We start from the raw sequence: 12,434 nt of genomic DNA, 5'->3' as shown, positions 1-12,434 counted from the left end.
CAACCCCTCCGCCGCATCGCAACATGGCGCGGTTCGGCCATCACCATCGCACTGTGCACGCTGTGGCTACTGCTCAGCGCCCTGGGCGGCTCGGTTACCGAGTAAGCCCCCCTACCCCTTTCACCCTTCAGCAGCGCCCCGCTATGGACGGCGCGAGGTATCCGCATGTCTGCACAAACTGAGCTGGCCGTCGTGCCGCCGAAAGAAACCGCGCTTCAGGTATTCCAGGCGGCGAACGGGCTCGACCCGTACCTGGTGAAGATCCGCGAAGAGATCGATGCGTTCGTGCCGGACGTTTCGACCCGCAAGGGCCGCGAGGCCATCGCCTCCATCGCCTACAAGGTCGCCCGCTCCAAGACTGCGCTGGACAACGTGGGCAAGGAGCTGGTCGCCGAGCTGAAGGAGATCCCGAAGAAGATCGACGCCGAGCGTAAGCGGATGCGGGACACGCTGGATGCCTGGCAAGACGAGGTTCGCCGGCCGTTGAATGAATGGCAGGCGGCCGAAGATGCGCGGGTAGATCGTCATAACGAGCGCCTGACCTGGCTACGGACAATGCCCGACGGCCTGGATGGAATGAACTCGCTGGAGATCAAGGGGTTCATCCAGAGCGCCGAGGCTATGGAGATTGGCGAACACTGGGAAGAGTTCGAAGCTGAGGCGGCGCGAACGAAGGACGCAGTGCTTGCCGCCCTGCGCTCTGGCCTGGACAAGCGGGAGCAGTTTGAAGCGGAACAGCAGGAACTGGCCCGCCTTCGCGCCGAGGCCCAGGCTCGCGAGCAGAAAGAGCGCGAAGAGCGCATCGCCCGCGAGGCTGCGGATAGCGCGCGATTGGAGGCAGAGCAGACCGCCCGAGCTGAGCGTGAAGCTGCCGAGCGCCGGGAGCTTGAGCAGAAGCTGCGCGCCGAGCAGGCAGAACGCGCTGCTGAACAGGCAGAAGCCAACCGCATCGCCGCGGAACAGCGTGCCGAGCAAGAGCGACAGGCAGCCGCAGCGCGTGCTGAGCGTGCAGCCGAGGAGGCCCGCCTGGACGAACAGCGCCGGGCAAAGGCAGCCGCTGACGGGATCCTCCGCCAGCAGCAGGCCCGCGAAGCTGACAAGGCGCACAAGGCCTCAATCAATCGCGCCGCGCTCGAAGCCTTCATCGCCGGCGGCATGCCTGAAGCGTGCGCCAAGCAGGCGGTCATCCTGATCGCCCAGCGCTCAATCCCTAACGTTTCCATTACCTACTGAGGTTCTCATGGGCGAAATCATCATGCCGGAGCCGCGCCGCCAGGCAGTAGCGCCGATCTCCACCGACAACAGCATTATGGCGGTCATCAGTCGGGCCGCCGCTGATCCAACCTGCGACATCGACAAGATGGAGCGCCTTCTCGCCATGCATGAGCGCATGCAGGCCCGGGATGCCGAGACGGAATTCAATGCAGCCATGGCGGCTATGCAGAGCGACATTCCCAGCATTGCGGAGCGTGGCGCCATCGTGGTGAACGGCCAGAAACGCAGCGACTATGCGACCTTCGAGGACATCAACGACGTCATCAAGCCGATCATGCAACAGCATGGCTTCGCGATCACATTTAAGGTCGAGAACGTACCCAGCGGGCTGAGCGTGACAGGTATCTTGATGCACCGAGCCGGGCACCGAGAAAGCACCACCATGCTGCTCCCACTCGACACTAGCGGTAGCAAGAACGCCGTTCAGTCGGTCGGCTCTTCCACCAGCTATGGCAAGCGCTACGTCATGAGCGCCCTGCTCAACCTCACCACTCGCGGTGAGGACGACGACGGCCATGCAGCCGTTCCCGTGGCCAACGTTACCCCTATTCAAGCCCGCCAGCTCCAAGCATTGCTGGACAAGTGCAGCGACCGGGCAAAGGAAGCATTTACCAAGCTCTATGGCTCGACTGCAGACGTAGGCAAGGCCGAGTTCGACAAGGTCCTGGGGCAGCTCACCAAGTCTGCTGCTAATGCGGAGGCCACCAATGCGAATAGTCAGTGACGTACAGCAGGGCACGCAGGCCTGGCTGGACCTGCGCCTGGGAATCATCACCTGCTCCGAGCTGGATTCCTTGCTGGTGAGTGGCAAGGGCGAAGCCGGTTTCGGTGCCGGCGCCTTCACCTACATGAATACGCTGATCGGTGAGCGTATCACCGGCGAAGCGGCCGACCCATTCCAGGGTAACCGCCATACCGAGCGAGGCCATGAATTGGAAGGTGTCGCCCGAGCCCTGTACTGCGAGCAGAACGAGGTCGAGCCCAATGAAGTGGGCATCATCCTTAATCACGGCATCGGCTATTCGCCAGATGCCCTGATAGGCAGCGCGGGCCTGACCGAGATCAAGACGAAGCTGCCGAAGCTGCAGGTCGAGGTCATCCTGGCTGGCGAGATACCGAAAGAGCACGTCGCCCAGTGTCAGGGCGGGCTCTGGGTCTCTGAGCGGGAGTGGATAGACTTCATCTGCTACTGGCCAGGCATGCCCATGTTCATCAAGCGAGCGTACCGCGACGAGCCAATGATCCGGAAGCTCGCCGAGCGCGTGAAAACCTTCTACGAAATCTTGGACGAGCGCATGAATCGCGTTCTGGGAATTGCCGCATGATCAGCCTGGAACTCAGCATTATCCAGCACAAGAACACCGAACGCGCCTGGCTCAGTCAGGCCATGGCAGAGTTTGAGCAGCGCAACGGCGCTCCGCAGACGTTGCCGTTGAATGCCCGGTGCGCCGACATCGACACACTGTTCAACAACCGAACCCAAGGCGGCAGGCATACCGAGGTGAACAAGTCCTTGGAGGAACGGGTCGCCGCCGCTGGCCCGGGCCTCACCAGAGCGGAGGCCTCCGAGCGCTTCCACCTTTCCGAACGCGACCTGGACAAGATCGCCAAGCGATTCGATTTCAAGTTCAAGCGCGGCTACACCACCAACGAAGCCTACAAGTCCGAAGACGCCAAGCTGGTGGAGCGCATTAGCGCTATGCGTGATTTGGGCCTCAACCGGGCCCAGGTGATGAAGCACATGGGCCTTGGGTACGAGAAATTCCACAGGTTGATGAACGAGTACCAGATCGATTTCCCCAAGGTTCCTAGGCGGTACCGCAACGGGCTGGCCAAGTCATGAAAAAGCGCTACGACATCCCCGACGCGTATTACGAAGGCCGGACCGGGCGCTGGCATGGCGCTTCCAAATTGGCGTGCCCTTTCAGCCCAATGAGCATCAAGGGTTCGTGGTGGCTGGGTGGCTGGAACGATGCAGATATGGAGGCCATGAATGGCTGTTCGGAACAGGGCGCGGCAGAGGCGGCGCCAGACGCAGATTCACTTGCCGCCTAGCGGCTTGAACGAGGTGGTTTATGGCCATGACACAGGCCGAGCGGTCGGCGAAGACTGCAGCGAAGCGCAAGGCGGTCCAGGAAGAAGAATTGCGCCTCCGGGTTCGACCAGGCACGAAACAAGCGCTCGCTGAGCTGATGCAGTGGGCAGGCCTGGAGGAACAGGGCGAGGCGATGACGTTGATGATTCATCACCTGCATGGGCTGGGGCCGGATAAGGCCCTGCCGCTGCTTGAGGTTCCGCGCCACGAAATTACGGTATCGCCAACCGTGGCGCGGCGCCTAGAGCTTGCCTACAACCGCGAAGCCCTGCGCATCACCCACGACGATTGATAGGTCAGAGCCTTTCGCACCACTTGGCAGCGAGTTCCATGCCGTAGCGCCGAGCCTCTTCGTAGGATTTCCAAGTGCCGTGGTCCCTCACTAGCTGCAGATCATTCGCGCCATCTTTGACCCAAACCTTAACGCCGACCGGGACATCGTCATCCGAACGCCCCCAGATGAAATCAATCTTGGCTTCGGTGCCATTCGGGTGGATGTAGTCAACCGGGTACGGCCTATCAACTATCAACGACATATTCGCTCCCTGATCCGGCTCCATGCCGGTCAATCGGTATAGCCCAAACACAAACAATTCGCCACCACGCCTCGGCAGGCGGGCGGCTGCCTGGAGTATCCATGAGCCACGAGTTGCATCTAGGGGACTGCCTTCAAGTGATGAAGCAGTTCCCCGACGCCAGCGTTGACATGGTGTTAGCAGATCTACCCTACGGAACCACGCAATGCGCGTGGGACGTGATCATTCCGTTCGAGCCGCTATGGGAGCAGTACCTGAGGATCGCGAAACCGGAGGCGGCCATTGTGCTATGTGCCGCCCAGCCCTTCTCCTCGCTCGTTGTCGCCAGCAACCCCGCGCATTATCGCTATGAGTGGATTTGGGAAAAGGGCAACGCGACCGGATTCCTGAATGCTAAAAAACAGCCGCTTCGTGCGCATGAAAGCGCTCAGGTGTTCTATCGCAAGCAGCCAGCCTACAACCCACAGATGACTCGCGGGCATCAGCGCAAGACGGCGCAGAGGAAAACAGTCAACTCCGAATGCTATGGAAAAGCGCTCAGCCTCACATCCTACGATTCGACAGAACGGTATCCGCGTTCGGTGCAGTTCTTCTCGAGTGATAAGCAGGCCGGCAGCTTCCACCCAACTCAAAAGCCGGTCGCCTGGATGCGTTTCCTCATCGAGACATACACAGACGACTTCGCAATCGTTATGGATAACACGATGGGAAGCGGTACCACAGGTGTCGCTTGCGCTGAGATTGGACGGCGTTTTTTCCTAGGTATCGAACAAGATCCCGATCACTTTGCAGTCGCTAAACGCCGGATAGAAGAGGCAGAAATGGCTAAGGCCACTGCAGCCAGTCAACTCGACATATTCGCCTAACCAGAAAGAGGACTTCCGGTACCGCTTGGAGCATCTATGTGCTACGTCCTCGAACGCGAAGGCCGCGAATGGGCCTGCGAATCCATCAAACAGCTCCAGCGCCTCGCCGGAAAGGGCGATGACTGGCAGCGGCTCATCAACTATCTGGAGCGTGGCACGAAGAACCGGCCGCCTGCGTTCATCCGTGGCGTTCAGGGCGTCATCGACGAGATCCGGCTGGCCTTGGGGCGCGCGGCATGAGCAATTACCGCATCGCGCATACCCGGCGGGAGAGTTCGCCGCCGCTTCGGCTTGAGCTCCACTACCGGTGCGACATCTGCGACCGCCCACGCGCCCACGGCAACCACACCAAATGCAGCAAGCAGCGCCAGGCTGATAGGAGAGCAAAGTGAAGATTAGCGAAAAGGCCCGGACGCTACTGGCCGAAGAATACGAGCGGCATGGCAAGTACCCCACCTATGCCCAGCAGGCCATGACGAGTGATGCTGAGTTCACGATGTGCTCGCTCAGGGCGATTGAAAGGGCATTGGCCCCGGCTCAGCAGGTGCCTGGCGGAGGATGGAAACTTATGCCGGCCGAGCCGACCAGAGAAATGCTGGTGGCCGCGCTGAAGACCAACGGCGTATGCCCGCAATACGCAGCCATGATGGCCGCCGCCCCGCAACCGCCTGTTGGCGGGGATGTGGAACCGGTTGAATACTACTCAGCGACTCGCCTCAAGCGACCTGGCGTTGATGCGATAAGCAGCGTTACCGCGCCTTGGATTGTTGTGTTGGCAGATCAATACGCCGCCCACATCACCGCCCGCGATCAGCAGATAACGGCTTTGCAGGCGCGGGTTGCTGTTCTGCAATCTGCGCTAGAAGGAATGGTCGAGTATTTCCCTGAAGGTCATTCGGATGGCGAATGCTTCAGCGTGGAAGTGGCAAAGGCTGCGCTGGCCCAGCAGGTGACCAAATGACCAGAGTGCATATGTGGCATCGAATGGGCTACATGGGCCTGATCGTCGTCAAGTGCGGCCGTAAGGTTAAGTCAACTCAGTTCACGGACCAGCCGGAGAACGTTACCTGCCAGGCCTGTTTGAGCGCGATGGGGAATAAGCCATGACTGAGCAGAAGCTGTTGCCGTTTGAACCAACTGAGGCCATGTTGCTTGCTGCACGCGACTGGTCGGTAAAGAAGTACGGACAAGGCGTTGGCAATGACGGTGCGAAGGGTTGCTGGCAAGCAATGTACGAAGCCACGCAGAAGGTGGGGGCGGTAGGGTTGCCTGAGCCGGTAGCTGTAGTGGACGATTCTGACGAGGGAATGTTTATCGACTTTATCTATGGGGAGGATGGCAACCCGTTAAGGCGCGGCGACCACCTCGTATCCCTCGAAGCCGTAGAACAGCTGGTGGCTGGGCTGCGGGCTGAGGTGGAGCGGCTGATTGAGGATCGCGCCAGATTCCCCGACAAGCCAGACGACATCGGGGTGATGATCGGCGCCCACATCGCAAATCTTAAAAAGCGTGCTGAATCCGCCGAAGACAGCCTTCGCTGGAGATATCGCGACATCGAAAGCCTGCGCACCCAAAACGCCGAGCTTGTTGGGTTGCTGCGGGAATGCTCCGAGGATCTTCCGTGGTTAGCTATTGCGGCTGACGGCCATCGGACTTGGGAAGGTATGGTGGCGGATAAAGATCCTACCGTGGATCTGTGCAGCCGCATCGACGCCGCCCTGTCCGCATATGAGGGGCGCGAAGGTGAATAAGCCGCCCGCCGATCCCGAAGCCGAACTGGCGTTGGCCAGGGCCCGCATCGCCGCCGCCCTCGCCCTGCTCAGTCCCGAAAGCCGCATCACCTTCCAGTCCCAACAGCAGCACATCGCGGCGCTGATCAAAGCGCTGACCGCTTAAACCCCTTCCCTATTTGAGCCTGCCGGTGACGGTGGGTAGGAGATTGCTATGCCTGATGCAACCACATACGGGAAGCAGCTTTGGCTGATGCTTGCCGCCACTTTCGATGATGCGACCAGGCTTGATGGGTTTGGCCAGCATCCGCAAAAGGCGCAGACCTATATCGGATTCATTTCCGCCGCCTGTGGCGCGATGTTCGCTGAAACAGGACGCGAGACGACGATGACCATGCTCGCGGCAATTGCTCAGCAGGTAGACAAGATTCAGGCCCCGTCCGATTTGACGCATTAAATGACCGCCGCCCCGGGCGGCCTGGAGAATCACATGAACACTGCATTCCTGCTGATGGCCCAGTACAGCGGCCAAGCGATCATCCCCTTGGAGCGCGTCTGCGCCGACTACTTCAGCCACCTCACGCCCGAGAAGATGAAAATGAAGGTGGCGGCCGGCGAGATCGACCTGCCGCTGGTGCGCATGGAGGGTAGCCAGAAGGCTGCCCGAGGCGTGCACCTCAATGACCTCGCCATCTACCTGGACGCCCAGCACGCCAAAGCTCGGGACGAGCATGAAAAGCTGATGGGACGCCGACTCAAGCGTGTGTCCTGACCCCTACCGGGCCCCGATCGTGGGGCCCGTTATTATCTTCTGCACCCACTCCCACCCCGCATAGCGGTCTCCCTTCCCTCTCAGGTGCGTGTATCGACGCATCGAGTTCCAATCCCTGTGGCCAGATACAGACGCCACCTGCGGGATATCCCACCCCAGTTCAAAAAGACGACTCACCCCGTCATGGCGCAGGTCATGGAAGTGCAGGTCCTCGATCTCGAGGAAGTGGCACGCCCGGGTAAACGCGGCGCTGATGGACCGCGAGTTATACGGAAACACGAACTCACCGGTGCGTGGCATTGACTTCAGGATCGCCCAGGCTTCATCCGGCATGTGGCACCAGACGTCGTTGCCCCACTTCTGCCCCGGGTTCTTCATGTCGGTGATCAGGACCGCCTGGCGCTCTTCGTCCATGGCGTCCCAGCGTATGCGCGTGATCTCTTCCTGTCGGCGCGTGGAGAACAGCGCGAATCCGATCACTCGCACCATATCCGTCTGCTGTCGGCGGCGATCCCTCATTTCCGCGAAGTAGCCGAGGATCCGCTCGAGCTCCTTGATGGTGGGACGGCGCTCCCGCTCCTTGCTACGCGAGACCGCGCCCATCTTCTTCAAAACGCGCCGAGCATGGGCCATGGCCGTTTCATCAACCTCATAGCCCCAGGCGGGTTTTGCTACAGCAAGCACCGCGCCCAGGTGGGCCAGGTCGTTGCCTACGGTTTGCGCCTGCACCCCATCCTTCTGCATGCGGTCGTTGGCATACTCGACGATATGCTGGCTGGTGAGCTGGGCGTCTTCGATCGAACCAAGGGCCGACAGGCTGATAGCCGTAAGCGTGGCGCGTTTGGTCTTCCCGAGCGGCCGGATCTTCTCGTACTCAAGCACGTACTTCTCGATCATGCTCTTTACGGTCACGCCCTTACGGTTGGCCTTGTCCAAGGCGCCGGGCTCGGCCAGTTCTGCTTCCCGCTTCTTCAGCCAGGCCTGAGCCACGGCCTTACGCTCGAAGGTCTGGGATTCCTGATAGACTGTTACGCCCTTTTTCATGATGCGGATCTGAGCGGTATACCCGGTCGATCCGTCCTTGCGCTTGCGAACGGTGATGCTGCCCATCGGTTTTGCTACATGACGTTGAGGGCTTGCTACATTGTAGCAACGGCTCCACGAAAACAAGGGCAAACGGTATTGAATGGCAGCAAATGAGAGAATGGCAAAATCCGATGAATCCGCAGCTTAGTACGGCCTCCCCAGCAAATCCGGTATCTAGGAGGTTTTCCGTTGCCCCCATGATGGATTGGACAGACCGCCACTGTCGCTTCTTCCTCCGTCAGCTCTCCCGCCACGCCCTGCTGTACACGGAAATGGTCACCACCGGCGCCTTGCTCAACGGTGACGCGGCGCGTTTCCTTCAGCATGATGCCGCGGAATACCCACTGGCGTTGCAGCTGGGGGGCAGCGTGCCGGCGGACCTTGCCGCGTGTGCGCGGATGGCCGAAGCGGCGGGTTACGACGAGGTGAACCTGAACGTGGGCTGCCCAAGTGATCGGGTGCAGAACAACATGATTGGCGCCTGCTTGATGGCCCACCCTGCGCTGGTGGCGGAGTGCATCAAGTCGATGCAGGATGCGGTGAGCATTCCCGTCACGGTAAAACACCGCATCGGGATCAATGGCCGTGACAGCTATGAGCAGCTGTGCGATTTCGTGGGGCAAGTGGCGGAAACGGGCTGCACCAGCTTCACCGTGCATGCGCGCATTGCCATCCTCGAAGGCTTGTCGCCGAAGGAAAACCGCGAAGTGCCGCCGTTGCGCTATGACGTGGTTGCCCGATTGAAAGCTGATTTCCCGGCCCTTGAAATCGTGCTCAATGGCGGCATCAAAACCCTTGAAGACTGCATGACCCACCTGCAAACATTCGATGGGGTGATGCTGGGCCGCGAGGCGTATCATAACCCTTACGTATTGGCCGACGTGGACCAGCGCCTGTTCGGTGCAACAGCGCCCGCCATCAGCCGCAGCGAAGCGCTGGCACGGATGCGCCCGTACATTGCAGCCCATATCGCCGCAGGCGGTGCCATGCATCATGTCACCCGGCATATGCTCGGGCTTGGTCAGGGCTTCCCCGGTGCGAGGCGCTTCCGCCAGCTGCTGTCCGTGGACATCCACAAGGCGAAGGACCCGCTGGCGCTCCTCGATCAAGCCGCCACCTTGCTCGAAGGTCGCTGAGCCGGAACCCCGCGGCGCCCACGCACTCGAAGGTCGTATTCATTTGGTGGCCGGGCCGTTGAGGCCCCGCCGCCGCTGGAGTAATGTCGTCAAACCGTACAGGACAGAGATCGCTCATGACTTCCAAGCTGGAACAACTGAAACAATTCACCACCATCGTGGCTGATACCGGCGACCTGGACGCCATCAAGCGCCTTAAACCGCAAGATGCGACCACCAACCCGTCCCTTCTGCTCAAAGCCGCCAGCCTGCCTGGCTACGCCGAAGTACTGAAACAGACCATCAGCGCCTCCAACGGCGACGTGGGCGTGGCGGCCGATGCGCTGTCAGTTGCGGTGGGTGGGGAGATTCTCAAATTGATCGACGGCCGCATCTCTACCGAGGTGGACGCACGCCTGTCCTTCGATACCCAAGCCATGCTTAACAAGGCTCGCCATTTGATCGAGCTGTACGACAAGGCCGGCGTGAGCAAGGACCGTGTACTGATCAAGCTGGCCTCCACCTGGGAAGGCATCCGGGCGGCGGAGCAGCTCGAGAAGGAAGGCATCCAGTGCAACCTCACCCTGCTCTTCTCGTTCGCCCAGGCCGCGGCCTGCGCCGATGCCGGTGTGTTCCTGATCTCCCCGTTCGTGGGCCGTATCTACGACTGGTACAAGAAAGCCAACAACACCGATTACACCGGCGCCGAAGACCCGGGCGTGCAGTCGGTAACCCGCATTTACAACTACTACAAAGCCAATGACTACAAGACCGTAGTGATGGGCGCCAGCTTCCGAAACACCAGCCAGATCGAACAACTCGCCGGCTGCGATCGCCTGACCATCAGCCCGGATCTGCTCGACAAGCTACTGCAGGACGAAGGCAGCCTGGAGCGCAAGCTCAAGCCGGGTACCGGTGGCGAAGCCAAGCTTGAGCTGGATGAGGCCAAATTCCGCTGGCTGTCCAACGAGGACGCCATGGCCACCGAGAAACTGGCCGAAGGCATCCGGCAGTTCGCGCGGGATCAGGAAAAGCTCGAGAAATTGATCAGCGAATACAAAGGCTGATAAGCACTCAGGCTAGGGTTAGCCCGGAATGGAGTTTTTGCCATTCCCGGGCTATCGCCCCGTCCTACCTTCGATCCGGGGCGCGGGAATACGGCGCTATGCGCTAGCTGCGCTCGAGGGCGTTGACCAGGTCGTGGAACGCTTCGCGGTTCGAGTCGTTCAGGCCCATGAGGATCTTGTGGGCCTCGAGCACCTTGGACCGCACGACGTCTTCGGACTGGTCCTGGGAAGGCAGGTCCGTCAAACACTCCGGGCACGGGATAGGCCGGTCCACGATATTGAACACCTGATCGAAGCCCATGGAGGCCAACAACCGGGTGATATCTTCGTGCGTGGTGACCACCGTGGGCAGCAGCCCCACCTTCTGCCGCGACAGGATAGACAGCTTGGCCAACAGGCCCAGCGTGGTGCTGTCTATGCTGCGGGTTTCGGTCAGGTCGATCACGATCGCCGAGAAGTCCAGGGCGGAAAAAATCCGCTCGATGGTTGCATCCAGGGCGGAACATAGTGTCAGGCGCACTTCCCCAACGAACTTGAGGACAAAGGTGCCATTCTGTTCGGCAAACTGGATTCTACCGGTACTCATTCAAAATTCCTGCTAAGCACCAACATGGCGATGTCGTCCGGCATCTCTCCAAGGGTGGCCAATCCGAACTTCTGGCGCAAGCCATCCAGGCTCCCGCCCGCAGCCTTGACGATTTCCGGCAAGGCGGCCTCTTTATCCCTGAGCGTTTCCCCCGGCAACAGGTCCAGGATGCCATCAGAGAATAGCGCCAGGCTGAAACGCTCCGGCAGCTCAATCACGTGGTTGCTGTAGCTGGCTTCATCGAACAGGCCAACCGGCAACCCACGCCCTTCCAGATAATGCGCCTGATCGCCTGTAAAGAATACCGGCAAGGGCAGATGACCTCCGATGCTGTACGTCAATCGCCCGGTTTCTTCGTTGATGACGCCGCCGACCATGGTCACGTGTTTGCCCAGCTTGCAGTTGATCAAGCCCTTGTTGATATGCGACAGCACATCCGAGGGGCGGAATTCAGGCATCAGCCCGTTGCGCCTGGACTCAAACATCAGGCGCGTGGTCATGAATTTCAAGAGCACCGTCACAAATGCCGACGAAGCGCCATGACCCGATACGTCCGCCAGGTAGAACGCTACCCGCCGATCGTCCACGCGGAAGCAATCGACGAAGTCGCCCGACAGGTAGAGCGACGGAATGATCTGATGCTCGAAACGAAAAGCGCCCGTGACCCAAGGGTTCACCGGCAGCATGTTCATTTGCACCTGGCGACCGGCGTTCTGATCTTCCTGAAGCAAGTGGAGGCTGGCTTCGAGCTCCCGGTTGGCAGTTTCGAGCTTCTCGCGGTAGCGCTGGTTTTCGCGCATCAGACGGGAACGGTCCAGCGCGCGGTGAACGGAATGCTCCAGGACGGCCAGGTCTTCCAACGGCTTGATAAGGTAGTCTGCAGCACCCAGGCGTAGCGCTTCCACGGCATCGCTCATCACGCCCGCGCCAGAAACCACGATCACTGGTACGCCAGCACCACGCTCGCTGATCTGACGAATGATGTCGAGGCCACCGAGCTGGGGCATGCGCAAGTCGCAGATCACGAGGTCCGGGCGCGCTTCCTCGAACACTTCAAGGCCTCGCAACCCGTTGCTTGCCTGCAGCACGTAGAAGCCACTGTCTTCGAGGTAGGCAGCCAGGCTGGCCCGCACTACGTCGTCATCGTCGATTATGAGCAGCGTTGCACTGGAGTTTTGCATGTGGGCAAACGGCGCCAGAAATGGGTTGGCATCAGGGAGGCTCGGCCGGGGCAGAACGGCATCGCTGGTTTCTTTTCTGGCCCCTCCTGTACGGTGTAGGTCAATAAACCCTGCACGGCAAATAT

19 protein-coding genes are annotated in these 12,434 nt (G+C 60.3%); 15 read left to right on the top strand and 4 right to left on the bottom strand.

Translation table 11 applies throughout. The features are described 5' to 3' along the window. Positions 1-165: 165 nt before the first annotated feature. From LG385_RS06230 to LG385_RS06205, 6 genes are read left to right on the top strand one after another with little or no spacing between them, the layout of a single operon-like run. Entirely contained in the window at positions 166-1,233 is a 1,068-nt protein-coding gene (locus LG385_RS06230) for a hypothetical protein (protein WP_225773253.1), read from the top strand. A 7-nt stretch (positions 1,234-1,240) separates the two neighbouring features. Then, complete coding sequence (locus LG385_RS06225) at positions 1,241-1,999, top strand: ERF family protein (RefSeq protein WP_225773251.1); 759 nt, start codon at positions 1,241-1,243, stop codon at positions 1,997-1,999. Beyond that, positions 1,983-2,600: a lambda exonuclease family protein gene (locus tag LG385_RS06220; RefSeq protein WP_225773249.1), complete on the top strand. Its 618-nt coding sequence runs from the start codon at positions 1,983-1,985 to the stop codon at positions 2,598-2,600. The genes LG385_RS06225 and LG385_RS06220 overlap by 17 nt, the downstream gene beginning before the upstream one ends. Continuing rightward, a complete protein-coding gene (locus LG385_RS06215; RefSeq protein ID WP_225773247.1) occupies positions 2,597-3,118 on the top strand; it encodes a hypothetical protein in 522 nt (173 codons plus the stop codon). Before LG385_RS06220 ends, LG385_RS06215 begins: the two co-directional genes overlap by 4 nt. Then, positions 3,115-3,330 carry a hypothetical protein gene (locus tag LG385_RS06210; RefSeq protein ID WP_225773244.1) on the top strand — a complete coding sequence of 72 codons (216 nt, stop codon included), beginning with the start codon at positions 3,115-3,117 and terminating at the stop codon, positions 3,328-3,330. Before LG385_RS06215 ends, LG385_RS06210 begins: the two co-directional genes overlap by 4 nt. Before the next feature lie 20 nt (positions 3,331-3,350). Beyond that, the gene (locus LG385_RS06205; RefSeq protein WP_225773242.1) at positions 3,351-3,662 is read left to right on the top strand and encodes a hypothetical protein; all 312 of its coding nucleotides are present in this window, start codon (positions 3,351-3,353) and stop codon (positions 3,660-3,662) included. 4 nt (positions 3,663-3,666) lie between these two features. Here LG385_RS06205 and LG385_RS06200 read toward each other — a convergent pair whose 3' ends face one another. Further along, positions 3,667-3,906: a hypothetical protein gene (locus tag LG385_RS06200; RefSeq protein WP_225773240.1), complete on the bottom strand. Its 240-nt coding sequence runs from the start codon at positions 3,904-3,906 to the stop codon at positions 3,667-3,669. Positions 3,907-4,007: 101 nt separating this feature from the next. Between LG385_RS06200 and LG385_RS06195 the strand changes: the two genes are divergently transcribed. The 7 genes from LG385_RS06195 to LG385_RS06165 all read left to right on the top strand — a co-directional run bounded on the left by LG385_RS06195 (position 4,008) and on the right by LG385_RS06165 (position 7,274). Then, positions 4,008-4,772 carry a DNA-methyltransferase gene (locus tag LG385_RS06195; protein WP_225773238.1) on the top strand — a complete coding sequence of 255 codons (765 nt, stop codon included), beginning with the start codon at positions 4,008-4,010 and terminating at the stop codon, positions 4,770-4,772. Positions 4,773-4,808: 36 nt separating this feature from the next. Then, positions 4,809-5,012, top strand: coding sequence for a hypothetical protein (locus LG385_RS06190; RefSeq protein WP_225773236.1), 204 nt, complete (start codon positions 4,809-4,811; stop codon positions 5,010-5,012). Between the two features lie 148 nt (positions 5,013-5,160). Next, on the top strand, positions 5,161-5,733 hold the full coding sequence (locus LG385_RS06185) for a hypothetical protein (RefSeq protein WP_225773234.1): 573 nt from the start codon (positions 5,161-5,163) through the stop codon (positions 5,731-5,733). 142 nt (positions 5,734-5,875) lie between these two features. Continuing rightward, positions 5,876-6,523 carry a hypothetical protein gene (locus LG385_RS06180; RefSeq protein ID WP_225773232.1) on the top strand — a complete coding sequence of 216 codons (648 nt, stop codon included), beginning with the start codon at positions 5,876-5,878 and terminating at the stop codon, positions 6,521-6,523. After that, on the top strand, positions 6,516-6,668 hold the full coding sequence (locus tag LG385_RS06175; protein ID WP_225773230.1) for a hypothetical protein: 153 nt from the start codon (positions 6,516-6,518) through the stop codon (positions 6,666-6,668). Before LG385_RS06180 ends, LG385_RS06175 begins: the two co-directional genes overlap by 8 nt. Positions 6,669-6,716: 48 nt before the next feature. Beyond that, positions 6,717-6,959 (top strand): hypothetical protein, encoded by a 243-nt coding sequence (locus tag LG385_RS06170; RefSeq protein ID WP_225773228.1) that lies wholly within the window; start codon positions 6,717-6,719, stop codon positions 6,957-6,959. A gap of 33 nt (positions 6,960-6,992) precedes the next feature. Beyond that, a complete protein-coding gene (locus tag LG385_RS06165) occupies positions 6,993-7,274 on the top strand; it encodes a pyocin activator PrtN family protein (protein ID WP_225773226.1) in 282 nt (93 codons plus the stop codon). 3 nt (positions 7,275-7,277) lie between these two features. Here LG385_RS06165 and LG385_RS06160 read toward each other — a convergent pair whose 3' ends face one another. Beyond that, the gene (locus LG385_RS06160; protein ID WP_225773225.1) at positions 7,278-8,384 is read right to left on the bottom strand and encodes a site-specific integrase; all 1,107 of its coding nucleotides are present in this window, start codon (positions 8,382-8,384) and stop codon (positions 7,278-7,280) included. A gap of 107 nt (positions 8,385-8,491) precedes the next feature. On the opposite strand from LG385_RS06160, the gene dusA reads away from it, so the two are divergent. Both dusA and tal read left to right on the top strand, forming a co-directional pair. Next, positions 8,492-9,496 carry a tRNA dihydrouridine(20/20a) synthase DusA gene (gene dusA / locus LG385_RS06155; RefSeq protein ID WP_225773223.1) on the top strand — a complete coding sequence of 335 codons (1,005 nt, stop codon included), beginning with the start codon at positions 8,492-8,494 and terminating at the stop codon, positions 9,494-9,496. A 116-nt stretch (positions 9,497-9,612) separates the two neighbouring features. Continuing rightward, entirely contained in the window at positions 9,613-10,542 is a 930-nt protein-coding gene (gene tal / locus LG385_RS06150) for a transaldolase (protein WP_225773221.1), read from the top strand. Between the two features lie 103 nt (positions 10,543-10,645). Here the strand turns inward: tal and rssC are convergent, their stop codons facing one another. Then, entirely contained in the window at positions 10,646-11,128 is a 483-nt protein-coding gene (gene rssC / locus LG385_RS06145) for an anti-sigma factor antagonist RssC (RefSeq protein WP_181112439.1), read from the bottom strand. Then, positions 11,125-12,309, bottom strand: a complete 1,185-nt coding sequence (rssB, locus tag LG385_RS06140; protein ID WP_181112441.1) for a two-component system response regulator RssB — start codon at positions 12,307-12,309, stop codon at positions 11,125-11,127. The genes rssC and rssB overlap by 4 nt, the downstream gene beginning before the upstream one ends. Positions 12,310-12,434: the final 125 nt, after the last annotated feature.

It is taken from the genome of Pseudomonas sp. Marseille-Q5115 (assembly GCF_916618905.1).
Lineage (GTDB): Bacteria > Pseudomonadota > Gammaproteobacteria > Pseudomonadales > Pseudomonadaceae > Aquipseudomonas > Aquipseudomonas japonica_A.
Note: the sequence above shows the minus strand (reverse complement) of the source record. Positions and strands in the feature narration are given on the sequence as shown.

What these genes read in the sequence shown, in the direction of transcription:
- LG385_RS06195 (WP_225773238.1), top strand. Translation starts at nt 4,008, where the DNA reads ATGAGCCACGAGTTGCATCTAGGGGACTGCCTTCAAGTGATGAAGCAG.
- LG385_RS06210 (WP_225773244.1), top strand. Translation starts at nt 3,115, where the DNA reads ATGAAAAAGCGCTACGACATCCCCGACGCGTATTACGAAGGCCGGACC.
- LG385_RS06180 (WP_225773232.1), top strand. Translation starts at nt 5,876, where the DNA reads ATGACTGAGCAGAAGCTGTTGCCGTTTGAACCAACTGAGGCCATGTTG.
- rssC (WP_181112439.1), bottom strand. Translation starts at nt 11,128, where the DNA reads ATGAGTACCGGTAGAATCCAGTTTGCCGAACAGAATGGCACCTTTGTC.
- LG385_RS06205 (WP_225773242.1), top strand. Translation starts at nt 3,351, where the DNA reads ATGGCCATGACACAGGCCGAGCGGTCGGCGAAGACTGCAGCGAAGCGC.
- rssB (WP_181112441.1), bottom strand. Translation starts at nt 12,309, where the DNA reads ATGCAAAACTCCAGTGCAACGCTGCTCATAATCGACGATGACGACGTA.
- LG385_RS06215 (WP_225773247.1), top strand. Translation starts at nt 2,597, where the DNA reads ATGATCAGCCTGGAACTCAGCATTATCCAGCACAAGAACACCGAACGC.
- LG385_RS06165 (WP_225773226.1), top strand. Translation starts at nt 6,993, where the DNA reads ATGAACACTGCATTCCTGCTGATGGCCCAGTACAGCGGCCAAGCGATC.
- LG385_RS06225 (WP_225773251.1), top strand. Translation starts at nt 1,241, where the DNA reads ATGGGCGAAATCATCATGCCGGAGCCGCGCCGCCAGGCAGTAGCGCCG.
- LG385_RS06160 (WP_225773225.1), bottom strand. Translation starts at nt 8,384, where the DNA reads ATGGGCAGCATCACCGTTCGCAAGCGCAAGGACGGATCGACCGGGTAT.
- LG385_RS06220 (WP_225773249.1), top strand. Translation starts at nt 1,983, where the DNA reads ATGCGAATAGTCAGTGACGTACAGCAGGGCACGCAGGCCTGGCTGGAC.
- LG385_RS06230 (WP_225773253.1), top strand. Translation starts at nt 166, where the DNA reads ATGTCTGCACAAACTGAGCTGGCCGTCGTGCCGCCGAAAGAAACCGCG.
- tal (WP_225773221.1), top strand. Translation starts at nt 9,613, where the DNA reads ATGACTTCCAAGCTGGAACAACTGAAACAATTCACCACCATCGTGGCT.
- LG385_RS06190 (WP_225773236.1), top strand. Translation starts at nt 4,809, where the DNA reads ATGTGCTACGTCCTCGAACGCGAAGGCCGCGAATGGGCCTGCGAATCC.
- LG385_RS06170 (WP_225773228.1), top strand. Translation starts at nt 6,717, where the DNA reads ATGCCTGATGCAACCACATACGGGAAGCAGCTTTGGCTGATGCTTGCC.
- dusA (WP_225773223.1), top strand. Translation starts at nt 8,492, where the DNA reads ATGAATCCGCAGCTTAGTACGGCCTCCCCAGCAAATCCGGTATCTAGG.
- LG385_RS06200 (WP_225773240.1), bottom strand. Translation starts at nt 3,906, where the DNA reads ATGTCGTTGATAGTTGATAGGCCGTACCCGGTTGACTACATCCACCCG.